Source organism: Cellulomonas sp. URHD0024, from assembly GCF_000426185.1.
Taxonomy (GTDB): Bacteria; Actinomycetota; Actinomycetes; order Actinomycetales; family Cellulomonadaceae; genus Cellulomonas.
Map to the genome: position 1 here is coordinate 23,571 of NZ_AUEW01000012.1, position 19,193 is coordinate 42,763.

Sequence of the window (19,193 nt, forward strand, 5' to 3'; positions counted from 1 at the left end):
TCACGCCCCCTTCACGGCGGAACGCACGACCACGACGCCGCCCTTGGGGCCGGGAACGGCACCCTTGACAAGCAGGAAGCCCCGCTCGACGTCGACCGCGTGCACGGTCAGGTTCTGGGTGGTCTGGCGGTCCACGCCCATGCGACCGGCCATCTTGATGCCCTTGAACACGCGCGACGGCGTCGAAGCGCCACCGATCGAGCCGGGCTTGCGGTGGTTGCGGTGCGCACCGTGCGAGGCGCCGACGCCGTGGAAGCCGTGACGCTTCATGACACCGGCGGTGCCCTTGCCCTTGGTGGTGCCGATGACGTCCACGAGCGCGCCGGCCTCAAAGAGGTCTGCGGTGAGCTCCTGGCCGAGCGTGAACTCGGAGGCGTTCGGCGTACGGATCTCGGCCACGTGCCGGCGCGGCGTGACGCCGGCCTTCTCGAAGTGGCCCTTCAGCGGCTTGGTGACCTTGCGCGGGTCGATCTGGCCGTGGGCCAGCTGGACCGCGGCATAGCCGTCAGCGTCAGCGGAGCGCACCTGGGTCACGACGTTCGTCCCGACAGCGACGACGGTGACCGGGACGAGACGACCGTTGTCGTCCCACACCTGGGTCATGCCGAGCTTCGTGCCGATGAGGGCCGTGACTGCGCGCTCGTTCTGCTGGGTAACCATAGAAATCAGTTCCTTCCCAGCGTCAGAGCTTGATCTCGATGTTCACGTCCGCGGGCAGGTCGAGACGCATGAGCGAGTCGACGGCCTTCGGCGTGGGATCGATGATGTCGATGAGACGCTTGTGCGTGCGCATCTCGAAGTGCTCGCGGCTGTCCTTGTACTTGTGGGGCGAACGGATGACGCAGAAGACGTTCTTCTCCGTCGGCAGCGGCACCGGACCCACGACCGACGCACCAGCGCGAGTCACCGTGTCGACGATCTTGCGCGCCGAGCTGTCGATGACTTCGTGGTCGTAGGACTTGAGCCTGATGCGGATCTTCTGTCCCGCCATGGCGCGTCTACTTCTCTCTGTTGAAACCGGCTCCGTCCGACCCCCGCACTCGGGCGTGTCGCTTGGCGCGACACACCGTTGCGCTGCGTACCGTTGTCGGCACGAGATCGGTGGTTGTTGTCGGGCGCCAACCTCCGGGTGAACCCGGGGTCCAGACGCCGTCCACGTGTGTGAGCCCCGTCGTGTGCCGCGCGCGCAAACGCGCCGCCCTCGACTAGGCAACCTGAACAGTGTGCCAGACCGGACGCAGGAACTCCAATCGCCTGCGTCACACCTGGCCAGTTCTCCCACGTGATCTCGGCAACCCCACGGGGCACCTGCGCTGCACCGGACCCGACCCGGACCGCCGATCCGGTCGGTCCGCAACGCGCCGACGGACCGTCGAGTCGCCCACGGAGGGCCGCGGCGCACCCTCCGACGGTGCTTGGACGGTCCGTCGACGGATCGAGGCTCGCATGGAGCAGATCGCGACGTGGGGGCAGCCGCTCGGGCGCTCCGGGCGGCTACCCGGTGCGCGGGTCCGCGACGGAGGCGTCGCGTACGGGCGGCAGCACGCTGCGGTCATACGGTGCGGCGTGTCAGCGACGGATGCGTCGCACGCCTGCCGCCGACAGTGCGGCGTGTCAGCGACGGGTCTGCCGCCCAGGGTGCGGCGCGTCAGCGACGGGTCTGCCGCCCAGGGTGCGGCGCGTCAGCGACGGGTCTGCCGCCCAGGGTGCGGCGCGTCAGCGACGGATGCGTCGCACTCCTGCCGCCGCGAGCTGCGAGTCCAGCCGGCGGGCGTCCAACGCGGTGGTCCACGTCCAGCGCGTCATCCTCCGGCCGGTTGCTCGGATCCGGTCCTCCCGGAGCTTCTCCGCCCACAGTCGTTCCTCGACAGCCCGCTGGTCGTCGATCCCTGCGACCCGATACTTCTGGCGTCCGTCGAACTCGCCGACGAGCCCCACGCTCTCCCACCAGAAGTCCACGCGTCCGACGCGGCCGGCGCCGTCCACGACCTCTACCTGGAGCTGGGGCGGCTCCAGCCCGAGCTCGTGGATGCGCGCCCGACTCAAGGACTCCCCCACCGACTCGGCACGCTCGTCGGCGAAACCGACGACCGCTTTCGCCCGGCGGACCCCGCGTGCGGACCCGAGCCGTGAGACCTCGTCGCTCAGCACCGCTCGAGTGACGAGCCCCGTCCGCAACGCGTGATCGGCGGCGGTCACACCTGCCGCGAAGGAGCAGGTCCGCGCGAGGTCGACAACCGTTCGTGCGGCAGAGGTCACGACCACACCGTCGTGGGCCTCCGGCGAGGGAGGCAGCTCCGAGCCGTGCCATCGGAGCTGCCCGGACGAGCGACCGCCTCCGTTCCAGGCTCCGGACACGTGGACCACCGCGGGCCAGACGCCGATGATCGGCAGGCCCCAGACGGCGGCGGCGCTCTGATGGGAGAAGACGGCGCCCGGGAGGTCTCCGGCAGCGGCGAGAACCCGCAGGCGATGACGCCCGCCTGGGCCTGCCCCAGCCCACACCTCGGCCTCGACGTACGTCCCGCGTCGGACGCGCACCAAGACCCCAGCCGCTGCCAACCGTTCGAGTCGGCGCGAGTCATGACCGAGCCGACGCAGGTCGCCGGCCGAGACGAGACCCGACGCCCGCGCAACGAGCCCGATCTCGGCGATGCTCATGCGCCCCAGCCTGGATCGCCAGAGCCCTCGAGACATGGCGAGAACCGAGACGCTCGGCGGCTGGGTGGCTGGGGTCGCCTCATCCCTCGCGCTCGGGATCCGTCGGCGGACCGTTTCCGCGCATGCGGAGAGCACGCACCCATGGTCCGGGGGCGCACGGACGGTCCGTCGGCGCTCGGGTGCGAGCACAGCGGGGCGGGCCGCGCAGCAGGGGGAGCTGAGTGCACCCCGTCGGCGCTCGGGTGCGAGCGCAGCGCAGCGGGGCGCGCAGCGGGGCGCGCAGCGGGGCTTGCGTGCGCGAATCCGCATGCAGAAGGGCCCGGTCGCCGTGGCGACCGGGCCCTTCTGTCAGATCAGCTGCCCCGGGAGGGCGAGCATCACTTGATGATCTTGATGACCTTGCCCGAGCCGACCGTGCGGCCACCCTCGCGGATGGCGAAGCCGAGGCCCTCTTCCATCGCGATGGGCTGGATGAGGTTCACGTGGATCTCGGTGTTGTCGCCGGGCATGACCATCTCGGTGCCCTCAGGCAGCGTGATGACGCCGGTGACGTCGGTGGTGCGGAAGTAGAACTGGGGGCGGTAGTTCCCGTAGAACGGGTTGTGACGGCCACCCTCGTCCTTGGCCAGGATGTAGACCTGACCCTCGAACTCGGTGTGCGGCGTGATCGAGCCGGGCTTGACGACGACCTGGCCGCGCTCGACCTCCTCGCGCTTCGTGCCACGCAGGAGCAGACCGACGTTCTCGCCGGCCTCGGCGTAGTCGAGCAGCTTGCGGAACATCTCGACGCCGGTGACCGTGGTCTTGATCGCCTTCTCCTTGATGCCGACGATCTCCACCTCCTCGTTCACCTTGAGCTTGCCGCGCTCCACGCGACCGGTGACGACGGTGCCACGACCGGTGATCGTGAAGACGTCCTCGATCGGCATGAGGAAGGGCTTGTCGATGTCACGGACGGGGTCCGGGACGTTCTCGTCGACAGCGTCCAGCAGGTCCTGCACGGACTTGACCCAGACCGGGTCACCCTCGAGTGCCTTCAGGCCGGAGACGCGCACGACGGGGACGTCGTCGCCGTCGAAGCCCTGGGCCGAGAGAAGCTCGCGCACCTCGACCTCGACGAGCTCCAGGATCTCCTCATCGTCGACCATGTCGGTCTTGTTCAGCGCGACGAGCAGGTACGGCACGCCGACCTGACGGGCGAGCAGGACGTGCTCACGCGTCTGGGCCATCGGGCCGTCGGTGGCGGCGACGACGAGGATGGCGCCGTCCATCTGCGCCGCACCCGTGATCATGTTCTTGATGTAGTCCGCGTGGCCGGGTGCGTCGACGTGAGCGTAGTGACGCTTCTCCGTCTGGTACTCGACGTGCGCGATGTTGATGGTGATGCCGCGCTGCTTCTCCTCAGGGGCCTTGTCGATCTCGTCGAAAGGCGTGAAGGGGTTCAGGTCGGGGTACTTGTCGTGCAGCACCTTCGAGATGGCAGCGGTCAGCGTCGTCTTGCCGTGGTCGACGTGGCCGATGGTGCCGATGTTGACGTGCGGCTTCGTCCGCTCGAACTTCGCCTTGCCCACTGGGTGTCCTCCTCAGGACTTGGTAGAGATTGGCCGACGGTGCGGCTACCGGACGGTAGCTGCTTGGCGCGGCGTCCTACGGGTCGGTTTGTGTGATGGAACTACAGGTTTCGACCTGTGGGACTACTCGCCCCGGGTCTTCTTGATGATCTCGTCGGCAACGTTCCGAGGAACCTCGGCGTAGCTGTCGAACTGCATCGAGTACACAGCACGACCCTGGGTCTTGGACCGCAGGTCGCCGACGTACCCGAACATCTCGGAAAGGGGGACCTGTGCACGGACGACCTTCACGCCCGTCGCGTCCTCCATGGACTGGATCATGCCGCGGCGAGAGTTGATGTCGCCGATGACGTCACCCATGTACTCCTCAGGGGTACGGACCTCGACGGCCATGACCGGCTCCAGCAGAACCGGGTCGGCCTTGCGGACCGCTTCCTTGAGGATCATCGAACCCGCGATCTTGAACGCCATCTCCGAGGAGTCGACGTCGTGCGCGGCACCATCGAGCAGGATCGCCTTGACGCCCACGAGCGGGAAGCCCGCCAGCACGCCGAGCTGCATCGCGCTCTGGATCCCGGCGTCGACCGACGGGATGTACTCGCGCGGGATGCGGCCACCGGTGACCTTGTTCGAGAACTCGTAGATCTCGCCGTCCGCGGTGTCCAGCGGCTCGAAGGTCATCTGCACCTTCGCGTACTGGCCGGACCCACCGGTCTGCTTCTTGTGCGTGTAGTCGATCTTCTCGACCGAACGACGGATCGTCTCGCGGTAGGCCACCTGCGGCTTGCCGACGTTGGCCTCGACCTTGAACTCGCGACGCATGCGGTCGACGAGGATGTCGAGGTGGAGCTCACCCATGCCGCCGATGACGGTCTGGCCGGTCTCCTCGTCGTGCTTGACGCGGAAGGTCGGGTCCTCCTCGGCCAGCTTCTGGATGGCCACGGAGAGCTTCTCCTGGTCACCCTTCGTCTTCGGCTCGATGGCGACGTCGATGACCGGCTCCGGGAACGTCATCGACTCGAGCACCACGGGGGCGGCCGGGTCGCAGAGGGTGTCCCCTGTGGTGACGTCCTTCAGACCGATGAAGGCGTAGATGTGGCCGGCCGTGGCGTCCTCGACCGGGTTCTCCTTGTTGGAGTGCATCTGGAAGAGCTTCCCGATGCGCTCCTTCTTGTTCTTGGTCGAGTTGAGCACCTGGGCGCCCTGCGCCACCTTGCCGGAGTAGACCCGGACGTAGGTGAGCTTGCCGAAGAACGGGTGCGAGGCGACCTTGAACGCGAGGGCCGAGAACGGCTCCGTCGAGTCGGGGTGACGCTCGACGACGAGCTCGGGGTCCTTCATGTCGTGGCCCTCGACGGCCGGGACGTCCAGGGGCGTCGGCAGGTAGTCGATGACGGCGTCGAGCATGGGCTGGACGCCCTTGTTCTTGAACGCCGAACCACACAGGACCGGGTACGCCTGCGACTTGACCGTGAGCTGGCGGATGCCCGCCTTGATCTCGGCCTCGGTCAGCTCCTCGCCACCGAGGAACTTCTCGAGCAGCTCGTCGTCCGTCTCGGCGACGGCCTCGAGGAGCTCGGCGCGGTACTGCTCCGCCTTCTCGACGAGGTCGGCCGGGATGTCCTCGACCTCGTACTTCTCGCCGAGGGCGGTCTCGCCGCGCCAGACGAGGGCACGCATGGTGACCAGGTCGACGACGCCGATGAAGTCGTTCTCGGAGCCGATGGGCAGCTGGATGACCAGCGGCTTGGCCTTGAGTCGGTCGACGATCGTCTTCACCGTGAAGTAGAAGTCCGCGCCCAGCTTGTCCATCTTGTTGACGAAGCAGATGCGGGGGACGTCGTACTTGTCGGCCTGACGCCAGACGGTCTCGGACTGGGGCTCGACGCCCTCCTTGCCGTCGAACACGGCGACGGCACCGTCGAGGACGCGCAGCGAGCGCTCGACCTCGACCGTGAAGTCGACGTGACCGGGGGTGTCGATGATGTTGATCTGGTTGTCGTGCCAGTAGCAGGTCGTCGCGGCGGACGTGATCGTGATGCCGCGCTCCTGCTCCTGCTCCATCCAGTCCATCGTCGACGCACCGTCGTGCGTCTCACCGATCTTGTAGTTGACCCCGGTGTAGAACAGGATCCGCTCGGTGGTCGTCGTCTTGCCGGCATCGATGTGAGCCATGATGCCGATGTTGCGGACCTTCGTGAGGTCCGTCAGCACATCCAGTGCCACGTGAGTTGCCCCTTACAGGTTGGCTTGGGTGGCGCCACCGGTCCGGCCCGAGGATCGGACCGGCGGCGCAGCGCCCGAGGGTGCTGGGATTACCAGCGGTAGTGCGCGAAGGCCTTGTTGGACTCGGCCATCTTGTGCATGTCCTCACGACGCTTCACCGCGGCACCGAGGCCGTTGGACGCGTCGAGGATCTCGTTCATGAGGCGCTCGGTCATCGTCTTCTCGCGACGAGCGCGCGAGTAGTCCGTGAGCCAGCGCAGCGCGAGGGTGGTCTGGCGGACCGGACGAACCTCGACGGGCACCTGGTACGTGGCGCCACCGACGCGGCGCGAACGCACCTCGAGCGACGGGCGCACGTTGTCCAGGGCGCGCTTGAGCACGACGACCGGGTCGCCCTGCGTCTTCTCACGGACACCCTCGAGGGCGCCGTAGACGATGTGCTCCGCGACGGACTTCTTGCCGTCGAGCAGGACCTTGTTGATCAGCTGCGTGACGACCGGGGACCCGTAGACGGGGTCGATGACGAGCGGCCGCTTCGGGGCCGGACCCTTGCGAGGCATCAGCCCACCTTCTTCGCGCCGTAGCGGCTGCGCGCCTGCTTACGGTTCTTGACGCCCTGCGTGTCGAGTGCGCCACGGACGATCTTGTAACGAACACCCGGGAGGTCCTTCACGCGGCCACCGCGGACGAGCACGATCGAGTGCTCCTGCAGGTTGTGACCGACACCGGGGATGTACGCGGTGACCTCGACCTGGCTCGAGAGACGAACGCGCGCGACCTTGCGGAGGGCGGAGTTCGGCTTCTTCGGGGTCGTGGTGTAGACGCGGGTGCACACACCGCGTCGCTGGGGGGAGCCCTTGAGGGCAGGCGTCTTCGACTTGTTCGACTTCGCCTGCCGGCCCTTGCGGACCAGCTGCTGGATCGTAGGCACTACGTCTCCGTCTGTTGGATGATCTCTGGTCGACCGGACCCGTCACCCAGGACGGCCGGCATGGTCGGGGATCGTCGCCCGTCGCGCGACTACCTCAGGTCTGGAGTCCCACACCGACCCCCGCGCTCGGGCGTGTCGCCCCGGCCTTCCGCACCGCATCCCGCAGGAACGCTCCTGGCGGGGTGACGACGCGGTGGAGGGAAACCACCCGATGCTCCCGGTGACGGACCCGCTCGCAAGAGGGATCCTTCGGGTGCATGCGCGAGAGCCCGACGGCGCGGGCACGGTGTCCTACGTTACCTGGCGTCCGAGGGGGCGTCAAAGCGACCTACCACACACCTCGACCGTACCCTCGTCACGAGTGACGTCGTGCTCAGTCTTCTGACTGGTGCGCTGCGCGGTCCGGCCATGGGCCCGTCTCGCGACGACGGTAGAGAGCGCGGGCCCCGACGCTGGTCACGAGGATCTCGGCTGTCCTGCCTCAACCGCCAGCGACCCGCCCGGCGCCCAGGGCCGGACCGCGCGTCTCTCCATGTACCACCGTTCCGGATCATCGACGGGAATCGCCAGCACACCGTCGCGCGATCCTGCCCGTAGCCGCGCCGGATCAGCCCGGCCGTCGGAGAGTCGATGCGCGGACGCGAGGAAGGCCGTCCGGAGGAGTACCTCGCGTCGTCCGGCCACGACCCTGAGACGCTCCAGACGCGAATGATCTTGGCGAAGATCCAGCGGGCGCTGGTCGGTCGCTCGCTCGACCGCTCGACGTGCCAGGAGTCGACGTCCTCCACAGGGATCACGAGCACGCCCTCGACCTCGCCCGGCGTCGCACCGAACGAGTACCGCACGTTCTGCGTGTCCTCGCTGACCTTCTTGCCGTAGGCCATGCCCGCCATGACCGTCATCCCCCACAGGCTCAACATGATCGGCATTCGGACGACCGGTTCACTAGTCACTAGTCAGGTGGTGGGGGCGAGAACGCCTCGGCGAGCTCCATCACCTCTGACTCCGTGAACGTCGGAGGAGGACCAGCGTTCGCTCGTGCGACAAGGTCATCGGGGACAGCGGCACCATAGGTCCGCACGTAGTAGGCGAGGTCTTGGCTCCAGACGTACACGCCATCTGTCAGGCGGTTGATGGGACTGACCGCCTGCCTCGTGGGATCCAGGACGTCGTCGGCTCGCTCCGAGGTGGCAACCAGCACGGCCCCCGCCTCGAGGTACGCCGCGACGGCCTCGCGGTCGCTCGGTCGCATCGGCTCCCGAATGGCGTCGTGAATGCTGGGACCGTCCGCGCGGCCATGACGCAGTTCCCTGAAGAACCCGATGCGCTCGAGCTGAGTCATCTTGCACCTTTCCCCGGAGTGAACGATCGCCACACGCCACTCAGGTCGCTGTCGGACGGCCCGATGCCTATCTTGCCGTTCGGCCAGATCCACAACGTGTCGGATGGCGCTTCCACGATCTCGCCGAGGGAGTCGGCCAGTCGCTGTGCCAATCCGTCGTCGCGTGCTCCTGTTCGACAGCTCAAGAGCCGAACAGGGCCACCGTCGTAGTCCGGCTGGCGCCTGATGAGGTCCGCGAGCACGCGGTGGTCGACGGCGACGTCGGTGCCATCGGCAGCCCGCAGGAACACGCTGTTCGGGTTCCCGTGGAGCCCGACGTCGTAGAAGCCGTCCTTCGGTGCGACTCTCTCGAAGTAGCGATTGATGCGCTCGGGCACGGGGAACCGATTCAGGTCCGCCGCCTCTGGAGTGTGGAAAAGTCGGTCGAGCAGGCCCGGGGCGTCGGCTGCCTTGGCGCCCGGAAGCTTGGCGCGCACGCCCGAGGCCATGCGGCGCAGCACGTCCTGCAACGCCTCGAGCAGGCGCTTCAAGGACTTCGCCGAGGCGATGACGTCGGTGACGGACCGGCCGACCCGCGTGGCCAGCGACGAGACCCGCGTCGTCACCTGCCCGACGATCACCGGTGTCGCCAGCCCGAGCGTGAACACGGCTTCGGCGGCCCACGAGATGATCGAGCCGACGAGCTGTGCCAGCGTGTCCCGCACCAGGTCGTGCACCACCTGGACGACCATCGCGCACGTCTTCAGGGCCCCGCCGATCGCGGACGCCGATCCGCCGGTCGTGCGGATCCGGTCCGCCAGACCGGCCGCGTACGCGGAGTACGCCGCGATCGACTCCCCCGACATCGCCTCCAGGTCGGCACGCACGATGCGCGTGAGCTCGTCGCCGGCGGCACCCATTGCGTCGGCGACGTTCTGCCACGTCCCAGCGAAGCCGAGGACGGCGCCGGCGTCGCCGGTCAGGTCGTTGAGCCATCCCTTGAGCGGTTCGAGGTGCTCCATCAGCCAGCCCAGGCCCGCGCCGATCAGCGAGCCCAGCGGGTCCACGACCGCTGCAGCGGTGTCGAGAGCGACTCCCAGGCCCGCGAGGCCCGCCGAGACCCACGACCCGGACTCCAGCGACGAGCAGAGGTCGCTGACGGACTCCAGCAGGCCTGCGCCACCGAACGCGGCCGAGGTGTCCACACGCCCCGCGACCAAAGGATTGCTGCTCACACGGTGCCCCCGCACGTTCGTCCCGACCGGGCACGAACCTAGCGTCGTGCCCGGGCGGACGCCAGACGCGTCACCGGCCTACCGAAAGCCCGCAGGGGGCCCACCGCGATGCGGTGAGCCCCCTGCGGGGTGGGTCGGATCGATCAGCGGTAGTCGCCGAAGTCGATGTCCTCGAGGGGGATCGCCTCGCCGGAGCCGAGGCCCAGGGCGGGGAAGTCGATCTCGTCGTAGCCGAAGGTCGGGTACAGCTCGGCCTTGGCCTCCTCGGTGGGCTCGACCGCGATGTTGCCGTAGCGGGGCAGACCCGTTCCGGCCGGGATGAGCTTGCCGAGGATGACGTTCTCCTTGAGGCCGAGCAGCGGGTCGGAACGGCCCGACATCGCAGCCTCGGTGAGCACGCGGGTGGTCTCCTGGAAGGAAGCCGCCGACAGCCACGAGTCCGTCGCGAGCGACGCCTTCGTGATGCCCATGAGCTCCGGACGACCGGAGGCCGGCTGGCCGCCCTCGGACACCGCAGCGCGGTTCGCGTCCTCGAAGCGCCCACGCTCGGCGAGCTCGCCGGGCAGCAGGTCGGTGGTGCCGGAGTCGAGGACCGTCACGCGACGCAGCATCTGCCGCACGATGACCTCGATGTGCTTGTCGTGGATGTCCACACCCTGGGAGGAGTAGACGACCTGGACCTCGTCGACAAGGTGCTTCTGCGTGGCACGCGGGCCGAGGATGCGCAGGACCTTCTTCGGGTCGACCGCACCCTGGACCAGCTGGGTACCGACGGAGACGTGGTCGCCGTCCGAGATCAGCAGGCGCGTGCGCTTGGTGATCGGGTAGGCGATCTCCTCGGAGCCGTCGTCGGGCGTGAGCACGAGGCGACGCGAACGGTCCCCGTCCTCGACCGCGATGCGACCGGAGAACTCCGCGATGGGCGCCTCACCCTTGGGGGTACGGGCCTCGAAGAGCTCCTGGACGCGGGGCAGACCCTGCGTGATGTCGTCGGCCGAGGCCACGCCACCGGTGTGGAACGTACGCATGGTCAGCTGCGTGCCGGGCTCACCGATCGACTGGGCCGCGATGATGCCGACGGCCTCGCCGATGTCGACGAGCTTGCCGGTGGCCAGCGAACGGCCGTAGCAGCGCGCGCAGGTGCCGACGCGGGACTCGCAGGTGAGCACCGAACGGATCTTGAGCGTGTCGACGCCCGCCTCGAGGAGACGGTCGAGCAGCACGTCGCCGACGTCGTCACCGGCGTGACCGATGACCTCGCCGTCCACCTCGATGTCGCTCGCCAGGGTGCGCGAGTAGACGCTCGTCTCCACCTTGTCGTGACGACGCAGGGGGCTGCCCGCACCGGCCGACGGGACACCGATCGGCATGGTCAGACCACGCTCGGTGCCACAGTCGTCCTCGCGGACGATGACGTCCTGCGAGACGTCCACCAGACGACGGGTCAGGTAGCCCGAGTCGGCGGTCCGCAGAGCGGTGTCCGCCAGACCCTTGCGGGCACCGTGCGTCGCGATGAAGTACTCGAGGACCGACAGCCCCTCGCGGTAGTTCGACTTGATCGGGCGAGGGATGATCTCGCCCTTCGGGTTGGCGACGAGGCCACGCATACCGGCGATCTGGCGAACCTGCATCCAGTTACCACGGGCTCCCGAACCGACCATCTTGTAGACGGTGTTGTGCTTCGGGAAGTTCTCCTGCATCGCCTTGGCGACCTTGTCCGTGGCCTGCGTCCAGATCTCGATGAGCTCCTGGCGACGCTCGTCGTCGGTGATCAGGCCCTTCTCGTACTGGCCCTGCACCTTCGCCGCGCGGCCCTCGTGCTCCTCGAGGATGCCGGCCTTGGCCGACGGGGTCGCGACGTCGGAGATGGAGATCGTGACGCCCGAACGGGTGGCCCAGCGGAAGCCGGCCTCCTTGAGCGCGTCCAGGGACGCGGCGACCTCGACCTTGGGGTACCGCTCGGCCAGGTCGTTGACGATGACCGAGAGGCGCTTCTTGTCGACGACGCCGTTCTCGTACGGGTAGTCGATCGGCAGCAGCTCGTTGAACAGCGCGCGACCCAGAGTCGTCTCGAAGACGAGCGCGTCGCCCTCGGTCCAGCCCTCGGGTGCCTGCTCCTCTGTGAGGACCAGGTCCTCGAAGCGGATCTTGATGACGGCGTTCAGGTCCAGGGTGCCCTGGTCGAACGCCATGATCGCCTCGGAGACCGTGCTGAACGAGCGGCCTGCGCCGAGCGCCTCGTCCTTGTCGTTCGTCAGGTGGTACAGACCGATGATCATGTCCTGCGAGGGCATGGTCACCGGACGACCGTCCGACGGCTTGAGGATGTTGTTGCTCGAGAGCATGAGGATGCGGGCCTCGGCCTGCGCCTCGGCGCTCAGGGGCAGGTGGACGGCCATCTGGTCACCGTCGAAGTCCGCGTTGAACGCGGCGCAGACGAGCGGGTGCAGGTGGATCGCCTTGCCCTCGACCAGCTGGGGCTCGAACGCCTGGATGCCCAGACGGTGCAGCGTCGGTGCGCGGTTGAGCAGCACCGGGTGCTCCGTGATGACCTCTTCGAGCACGTCCCAGACGACGGGGCGTGCGCGCTCGACCATGCGCTTCGCAGACTTGATGTTCTGCGCGTGGTTCAGGTCGACGAGGCGCTTCATGACGAACGGCTTGAACAGCTCGAGCGCCATCTGCTTGGGCAGGCCGCACTGGTGCAGCTTGAGCTGCGGGCCGACGACGATGACCGAACGGCCCGAGTAGTCGACGCGCTTGCCGAGCAGGTTCTGGCGGAACCGACCCTGCTTGCCCTTGAGCATGTCCGAGATGGACTTGAGCGGGCGGTTGCCCGGACCGGTCACCGGACGTCCACGGCGGCCGTTGTCGAACAGCGAGTCGACGGCCTCCTGGAGCATCCGCTTCTCGTTGTTGACGATGATCTCGGGCGCGCCGAGGTCGAGCAGCCGCTTGAGGCGGTTGTTCCGGTTGATCACGCGGCGGTACAGGTCGTTCAGGTCCGAGGTGGCGAAGCGGCCACCGTCGAGCTGGACCATCGGACGCAGGTCCGGCGGGATGACCGGGACGGCGTCGAGCACCATGCCGGTGGGCGAGTTGCTCGTCGTGAGGAACGCGTTGACGACCTTCAGACGCTTGAGGGCACGCGTCTTGCGCTGGCCCTTGCCCGTCTTGATGATCTCGCGCAGCGAGTCCGACTCGGCCTCCAGGTCGAAGGCCTCGAGGCGCTTCTGGATCGCCGCGGCGCCCATCGAGCCCTCGAAGTAGTTGCCGAAGCGGTCCTGGAGCTGGCGGTACAGCATCTCGTCGCCCTCGAGGTCGGCGACCTTGAGGTTCTTGAAGCGGTCCCACACGGTGTCCAGGCGCTCGAGCTCGAGGTCGGCACGCTTGCGCAGCTGGGCCATCTCGCGCTCGGCCGAGTCGCGCACCTTGCGGCGGGCGTCGGCCTTGGCACCCTCGGCCTCGAGCTCGGCCAGGTCGGCCTCGAGCTTGGTGGCGCGGGTGTTGATCTCGTTGTCGCGGCGGTCCGAGATCTCCTTCTTCTCCAGGTCGATCCCGTTCTGGAGGTTGGGGAGGTCCTCGTGCCGACCGTCGACGTCGACCCAGGTGATCATGTACGCCGCGAAGTAGATGACCTTCTCCAGGTCCTTCGGGGCGAGGTCGAGCAGGTAGCCGAGTCGCGACGGCACACCCTTGAAGAACCAGATGTGCGTGACGGGCGCGGCGAGCTCGATGTGGCCCATCCGCTCACGGCGGACCTTCGAGCGGGTCACCTCGACGCCGCAGCGCTCGCAGATGATGCCCTTGAAGCGCACGCGCTTGTACTTGCCGCAGTAGCACTCCCAGTCCCGGGTGGGACCGAAGATCTTCTCGCAGAACAGGCCATCCTTCTCCGGCTTCAGGGTCCGGTAGTTGATGGTCTCGGGCTTCTTGACCTCGCCGTGCGACCAGGCACGGATGTCGTCGGCAGTGGCAAGGCCGATACGCAGCTCGTCGAAGACGTTGACGTCGAGCAAGGGGGGTCCTACTTCCTTCGCTTGCCGGCTGTTCGAGCCGGCTGAACGGAAATGTTGCTAAGGGTGCGGGCACCTGCCGCCCGCCCTTCCGGAAGGGCGGCAGGGCTCGACGTCAGATCTCTTCGATGCTGCTGGCGTTCGGGCGCCGCGACAGGTCGATGCCGAGCTCCTCCGCTGCGCGGTAGACCTCGTCGTCGTTCTCCTTCATGTCGATGGAGACGCCGTCCGAGGAGAGCACCTCCACGTTCAGGCAGAGCGACTGCATCTCCTTGAGGAGCACCTTGAAGGACTCCGGGATGCCCGAGTCGGGGATGTTCTCCCCCTTGACGATCGCCTCGTACACCTTGACGCGTCCGGGGACGTCGTCCGACTTGATGGTGAGGAGCTCCTGCAGCGTGTAGGCAGCGCCGTACGCCTCCAGGGCCCACACCTCCATCTCGCCGAACCGCTGGCCACCGAACTGCGCCTTACCACCCAGCGGCTGCTGCGTGATCATCGAGTACGGGCCCGTGGAGCGAGCGTGGATCTTGTCGTCGACAAGGTGGTGCAGCTTGAGGATGTACATGTAGCCCACGGCCACCGGCTCCGGGAACGGCTCGCCGGAGCGGCCGTCGAAGAGGCGCGCCTTGCCGTCGCCACCGACGGTGCGGACACCGTCGCGGTTGGGCAGGGTCGAGGACAGCAGACCCGTCAGGGTCGCCTCGGGCACACCGTCGAACACCGGGGTCGCGACCGGGTTGCCGGCCGGCGACTTCGCCGCGATCGCGGGCACGCCGTCACGCCAGGACAGGTCGTCGCCGTCGGCGATCTCGATGTCCCAGCCCTGCTTGGCGACCCAACCGAGGTGCGTCTCGAGCACCTGGCCGACGTTCATGCGGCCGGGCACGCCGAGCGGGTTCAGGACGACGTCGACCGCGGTCCCGTCCGCGAGGAACGGCATGTCCTCGACGGGCAGGATCTTGGAGATGACGCCCTTGTTGCCGTGCCGGCCGGCCAGCTTGTCGCCGTCCGTGATCTTGCGGCGCTGCGCGATGTACACGCGGACCAGCTCGTTGACACCGGCGGGCAGCTCGTCGCCGTCCTCACGGCTGAACGTGCGGACCTCGATGACCGTGCCGGACTCGCCGTGGGGCACCTTGAGCGACGTGTCGCGGACCTCGCGCGCCTTCTCGCCGAAGATGGCGCGGAGCAGGCGCTCCTCAGGGGTCAGCTCGGTCTCGCCCTTGGGCGTGACCTTGCCGACGAGGATGTCGCCGGCCGCGACCTCGGCACCGATGCGGATGATCCCGCGCTCGTCGAGGTCCGCGAGGACCTCCTCGGAGACGTTGGGGATGTCCCGCGTGATCTCCTCCGGGCCGAGCTTGGTGTCGCGCGCGTCGACCTCGTGCTCCTCGATGTGGATCGAGGACAGGACGTCGTCCTGCACGAGGCGCTGCGACAGGATGATCGCGTCCTCGTAGTTGTGACCCTCCCAGGACATGAACGCCACCAGCAGGTTGCGGCCGAGCGCGAGCTCACCCTCGTCCGTGGCGGGGCCGTCCGCGAGCACCGAGTTGACCTCGACGCGCGCGCCGGTGTCGACCAGCACGCGCTGGTTGTAGCTGGTGCCCTGGTTGGAGCGGCGGAACTTGGCGACGCGGTGCGTCGAGGAGGTGCCGTCGTCGTTCGCGATGACGATCAGGTCGGCGGACACCTCGGTGACCACACCCGGCTTCGTCGCGACGATGACGTCGCCCGCGTCGATGGCCGCACGCCGCTCCATGCCGGTGCCCACGAGCGGGGCCTCGGAACGGACCAGCGGCACGGCCTGGCGCTGCATGTTGGCGCCCATGAGGGCACGGTTGGCGTCGTCGTGCTCGAGGAACGGGATCAGGGCCGTGGCCACCGACACCATCTGGCGCGGGGAGACGTCCATGTAGTCGACGGCCTCGCCGGCGACGTACTCGATCTCGCCGCCCTTGACGCGGACCAGGACGCGGTCCTCCTCGAAGGCACCGTTCGCCTTGAGGGGGGCGTTGGCCTGGGCGATGACGTGGCGGTCCTCGTCGTCGGCGGTCAGGTAGTGGACCTCGTCGGAGACCTTGCCCTTGATGACCTTGCGGTACGGGGTCTCGACGAAGCCGAACGGGTTGATGCGTCCGTACGTCGCGAGCGAGCCGATGAGGCCGATGTTCGGGCCCTCAGGGGTCTCGATCGGGCACATGCGGCCGTAGTGCGACGGGTGGACGTCACGGACCTCCATGCCGGCGCGGTCACGGGACAGACCACCCGGGCCCAGCGCGGACAGACGACGCTTGTGCGTCAGGCCGGCGAGCGGGTTGTTCTGGTCCATGAACTGCGACAGCTGCGACGTGCCGAAGAACTCCTTGATCGACGCCACCACGGGGCGGATGTTGATCAGGGTCTGCGGCGTGATCGCCTCGACGTCCTGCGTCGTCATGCGCTCGCGCACGACGCGCTCCATCCGCGACAGGCCCGTGCGGACCTGGTTCTGGATGAGCTCGCCGACCGCGCGGATGCGACGGTTGCCGAAGTGGTCGATGTCGTCGGTCTCGACGCGCAGCTCGATCGCCTCGCCGCCACGGCGGCCGGGCAGGGTCGGCAGGTCGATGTGCAGCGACGCGAGGTACTTGATCGTCGCGACGATGTCGTCACGCGAGAGCACCGAGTCGGCCAGCGGGACGTCCTCGCCGAGCTTCTTGTTCAGCTTGTAGCGGCCGACCTTGGCGAGGTCGTAGCGCTTCGGGTTGAAGTAGAAGTTCTCGATGAGCGCGCGACCGGCCTCGACCGTGGGCGGCTCGCCCGGGCGGATCTTGCGGTAGAGGTCGAGCAGCGCCTCGTCCTGCGTCTGGACGTGGTCCTTGTCCAGGGTGTCGATGACGGCGGGGTACGCGGCGAACTCCTCGCGGATCTCGGCGTCCGACATGCCGAGGGCCTTGAGCAGCACGGTGGCGTTCTGCTTGCGCTTGCGGTCGACGCGCACGCCGACGTTGTCGCGCTTGTCGATCTCGAACTCGAGCCAGGCGCCGCGGCTCGGGATGACCTTGGCCGTGAGGATGTCCTTGTCGGACGTCTTGTCGGCCGTGCGCTCGAAGTACACGCCGGGCGAACGGACGAGCTGCGAGACGACGACGCGCTCGGTGCCGTTGATGATGAAGGTGCCCCGCTCCGTCATGAGCGGGAAGTCGCCCATGAAGACCGTCTGGCTCTTGATCTCACCGGTGGTGTAGTTGACGAACTCCGCCGTGACGAACAGCGGGGCGGCGAAGGTGAAGTCCTTCTCCTTGCACTCCTCGGCCGTGTACTTCGGCGGCTCGAAGCGGTGCTCGCGGAAGGAGAGCGACATGGAGCCGCCGAAGTCCTCGATCGGCGAGATCTCCTCGAAGATCTCCTCCAGACCGGCGGTCTCGGGGACGTCCTGACGTCCGTTCTCGAGGGCCTTGGCAACTCGGCCCTGCCACTTCTCGTTACCGAGGAGCCAGTCGAAGCTCTCGGTCTGGAGACCCAGGAGGTCCGGGACCTCAAGTGGCTCGTGAATCTTGGCGAAAGAGATACGACGGGATGCGGTGCGGTTCGCGATGGCGTCGGCGGTCGGAGCAGAAGGGGTGCGCGAGGCAGCCAAAAGAGGGGTCCTTCCCAGCGGATCGAGTGCACGCTGCACTGGTCCTGGCTAGGCGCGATCCCCCGGCCGGCGAGCCCGTCACGACGTGTACGAACGACGTGGGTGGGCTCGGGTTATACGGGATCGCGGGCACAGGCCAGCGCAAAGCGCTAGCATACTCGTACGCACGGGCAAAGTCCACCCGCCATCGACACCTCTGAACGTCCCACTCGCGTGGGCCGACCCTGAGGCGTCCGGTCCGCGTCAGCCGCGTCAACTGCGCTGCTGCACGTGGCGACGACATTGGCGCCGCGCACATGGTGGCACACCGAGCGGGCCGGGGAAAGTCTGCCTGTGTACGGCTGGTGAACACGCGCCTGTCCGGCACGCTCCGTGCGCCTTCGGACAGCGCAACGAGGCCCGCATCCGTGACGGATGCGGGCCTCGTCGGATCTCCGGTGAACCCGGAGGTCAGATCACTTGAGGGTGACGGTGGCGCCAGCGGCCTCGAGGGTCTCCTTGGCCTTCTCGGCGGCCTCCTTGGCAACGCCCTCCAGGACGGCCTTGGGGGCGGCGTCAACGAGGTCCTTGGCCTCCTTCAGACCGAGGGACGTCAGGACGCGCACCTCCTTGATGACCTGGATCTTCTTCTCGCCGGCAGCCTCGAGGACGACGTCGAACGAGTCCTTCTCCTCCTCGACGACAGCCTCAGCGGCGCCACCGGCGCCGGCCGGGGCCGCGACGGCGACGGGAGCAGCAGCGGTGACCTCGAAGACCTCCTCGAAGGCCTTCACGAACTCGGAGAGCTCGATGAGGGAGAGCTCCTTGAACGCGTCGATGAGCTCGGTGGTGGTGAGCTTCGCCATGATGGCGGTTCCTTCCGTTCGGTGCCCGGTGGTCCTGGATGACCTGCGCGGGCGGGGGTTCAGATGAGCGCCTGCAGCCGAATGGCTCAGGCAGCGACCTCGGCCGACTCGTCCAGCTTGAGCCGGAGCGCGTCGACGGTGCGAACAGCCTGAGAAGCGGGGGCAGTGAACAGGTAGGCCGCCTGGTAGAGCTTGGCCTTGAACACGCCGGCCGCCTTGGCCAGCAGAACCTCACGGGACTCGAGGTCCGCGAGCTTGGTCACGTCCGCAGCGGTCAGGGCGCGTCCGTCGAGGACACCACCCTTGATGACCAGTGCGGGGTTCGCCTTGGCGAAGTCACGCAGTCCCTTGGCAGCCTCGACCGGGTCACCGGAGACGAAGGCGATCGCCGACGGGCCCGCAAGCACGTCGTCGAGGCCCTCGAGGCCGGCATCCTTGGCCGCGATCGCGGTCAGCGTGTTCTTCACCACGGAGTACGTTGCGTTGCCGCTGAGCGCCTTGCGCAGCCTCTTGAGCTGAGCAACGGTGAGCCCGCGGTACTCGGTCAGCACGGCCGCGTTGGAGTCACGGAACAGGTCCGTGAGCTCTGCGACAGCGGCTGCCTTGTCCGGCCTCGCCATGGCAATCCTTCCGATGGTGGTGCCACCGGTCGTCACGCCCCACAAACGAAAGAGCCCCGCGCAGGCGCGGGGCTCGTCATCAGGCTCGGCTTGCGCACGGGCCTTCCGGGAACACTCACCTGCGCTGGCCTCCGCGTGCTGC

General features: G+C 67.9%; 14 protein-coding genes. 1 reads left to right on the forward strand and 13 read right to left on the reverse strand.

All coding sequences use genetic code 11. The annotated features are described in order from the left end of the window. The 7 genes from rplC to rpsL form a co-directional block, all read right to left on the reverse strand. Positions 1-660 (reverse strand): 50S ribosomal protein L3, encoded by a 660-nt coding sequence (rplC, locus tag I847_RS0113370; protein WP_034610223.1) that lies wholly within the window; start codon positions 658-660, stop codon positions 1-3. A gap of 22 nt (positions 661-682) precedes the next feature. After that, the gene (gene rpsJ / locus I847_RS0113375) at positions 683-991 is read right to left on the reverse strand and encodes a 30S ribosomal protein S10 (protein WP_013117879.1); all 309 of its coding nucleotides are present in this window, start codon (positions 989-991) and stop codon (positions 683-685) included. Positions 992-1,716: 725 nt separating this feature from the next. Continuing rightward, complete coding sequence (locus I847_RS0113380) at positions 1,717-2,661, reverse strand: type IV toxin-antitoxin system AbiEi family antitoxin domain-containing protein (RefSeq protein WP_081680919.1); 945 nt, start codon at positions 2,659-2,661, stop codon at positions 1,717-1,719. 377 nt (positions 2,662-3,038) lie between these two features. Next, entirely contained in the window at positions 3,039-4,232 is a 1,194-nt protein-coding gene (gene tuf / locus I847_RS0113385) for an elongation factor Tu (RefSeq protein ID WP_028050105.1), read from the reverse strand. A 123-nt stretch (positions 4,233-4,355) separates the two neighbouring features. After that, entirely contained in the window at positions 4,356-6,458 is a 2,103-nt protein-coding gene (gene fusA / locus I847_RS0113390) for an elongation factor G (RefSeq protein WP_028050106.1), read from the reverse strand. Positions 6,459-6,547: 89 nt separating this feature from the next. After that, positions 6,548-7,018: a 30S ribosomal protein S7 gene (rpsG, locus tag I847_RS0113395; RefSeq protein WP_028045072.1), complete on the reverse strand. Its 471-nt coding sequence runs from the start codon at positions 7,016-7,018 to the stop codon at positions 6,548-6,550. Then, complete coding sequence (rpsL, locus tag I847_RS0113400) at positions 7,018-7,389, reverse strand: 30S ribosomal protein S12 (protein WP_028050107.1); 372 nt, start codon at positions 7,387-7,389, stop codon at positions 7,018-7,020. Before rpsL ends, rpsG begins: the two co-directional genes overlap by 1 nt. A gap of 630 nt (positions 7,390-8,019) precedes the next feature. Between rpsL and I847_RS0113405 the strand changes: the two genes are divergently transcribed. Continuing rightward, positions 8,020-8,268, forward strand: coding sequence for a hypothetical protein (locus tag I847_RS0113405; RefSeq protein WP_028050108.1), 249 nt, complete (start codon positions 8,020-8,022; stop codon positions 8,266-8,268). Between the two features lie 73 nt (positions 8,269-8,341). Here the strand turns inward: I847_RS0113405 and I847_RS23670 are convergent, their stop codons facing one another. The 6 genes from I847_RS23670 to rplJ all read right to left on the reverse strand — a co-directional run bounded on the left by I847_RS23670 (position 8,342) and on the right by rplJ (position 19,051). Further along, positions 8,342-8,731 (reverse strand): hypothetical protein, encoded by a 390-nt coding sequence (locus I847_RS23670; RefSeq protein WP_051274888.1) that lies wholly within the window; start codon positions 8,729-8,731, stop codon positions 8,342-8,344. Then, positions 8,728-9,945, reverse strand: coding sequence for a hypothetical protein (locus tag I847_RS0113415; protein WP_155856147.1), 1,218 nt, complete (start codon positions 9,943-9,945; stop codon positions 8,728-8,730). The genes I847_RS23670 and I847_RS0113415 overlap by 4 nt, the downstream gene beginning before the upstream one ends. A gap of 143 nt (positions 9,946-10,088) precedes the next feature. Beyond that, positions 10,089-13,964, reverse strand: a complete 3,876-nt coding sequence (locus I847_RS0113420; RefSeq protein ID WP_028050110.1) for a DNA-directed RNA polymerase subunit beta' — start codon at positions 13,962-13,964, stop codon at positions 10,089-10,091. A 112-nt stretch (positions 13,965-14,076) separates the two neighbouring features. Beyond that, positions 14,077-17,586 (reverse strand): DNA-directed RNA polymerase subunit beta, encoded by a 3,510-nt coding sequence (gene rpoB, locus I847_RS0113425; RefSeq protein WP_028050111.1) that lies wholly within the window; start codon positions 17,584-17,586, stop codon positions 14,077-14,079. 455 nt (positions 17,587-18,041) lie between these two features. After that, a complete protein-coding gene (gene rplL, locus I847_RS0113430) occupies positions 18,042-18,431 on the reverse strand; it encodes a 50S ribosomal protein L7/L12 (protein ID WP_028050112.1) in 390 nt (129 codons plus the stop codon). An 86-nt stretch (positions 18,432-18,517) separates the two neighbouring features. Beyond that, positions 18,518-19,051 carry a 50S ribosomal protein L10 gene (gene rplJ / locus I847_RS0113435; RefSeq protein ID WP_028050113.1) on the reverse strand — a complete coding sequence of 178 codons (534 nt, stop codon included), beginning with the start codon at positions 19,049-19,051 and terminating at the stop codon, positions 18,518-18,520. Positions 19,052-19,193: the final 142 nt, after the last annotated feature.

What these genes read in the sequence shown, in the direction of transcription:
- rpsG (WP_028045072.1), bottom strand. Translation starts at nt 7,018, where the DNA reads ATGCCTCGCAAGGGTCCGGCCCCGAAGCGGCCGCTCGTCATCGACCCC.
- rplL (WP_028050112.1), bottom strand. Translation starts at nt 18,431, where the DNA reads ATGGCGAAGCTCACCACCACCGAGCTCATCGACGCGTTCAAGGAGCTC.
- I847_RS0113405 (WP_028050108.1), top strand. Translation starts at nt 8,020, where the DNA reads ATGCGCGGACGCGAGGAAGGCCGTCCGGAGGAGTACCTCGCGTCGTCC.
- I847_RS0113380 (WP_081680919.1), bottom strand. Translation starts at nt 2,661, where the DNA reads ATGAGCATCGCCGAGATCGGGCTCGTTGCGCGGGCGTCGGGTCTCGTC.
- rpsJ (WP_013117879.1), bottom strand. Translation starts at nt 991, where the DNA reads ATGGCGGGACAGAAGATCCGCATCAGGCTCAAGTCCTACGACCACGAA.
- rplC (WP_034610223.1), bottom strand. Translation starts at nt 660, where the DNA reads ATGGTTACCCAGCAGAACGAGCGCGCAGTCACGGCCCTCATCGGCACG.
- I847_RS23670 (WP_051274888.1), bottom strand. Translation starts at nt 8,731, where the DNA reads ATGACTCAGCTCGAGCGCATCGGGTTCTTCAGGGAACTGCGTCATGGC.
- rplJ (WP_028050113.1), bottom strand. Translation starts at nt 19,051, where the DNA reads ATGGCGAGGCCGGACAAGGCAGCCGCTGTCGCAGAGCTCACGGACCTG.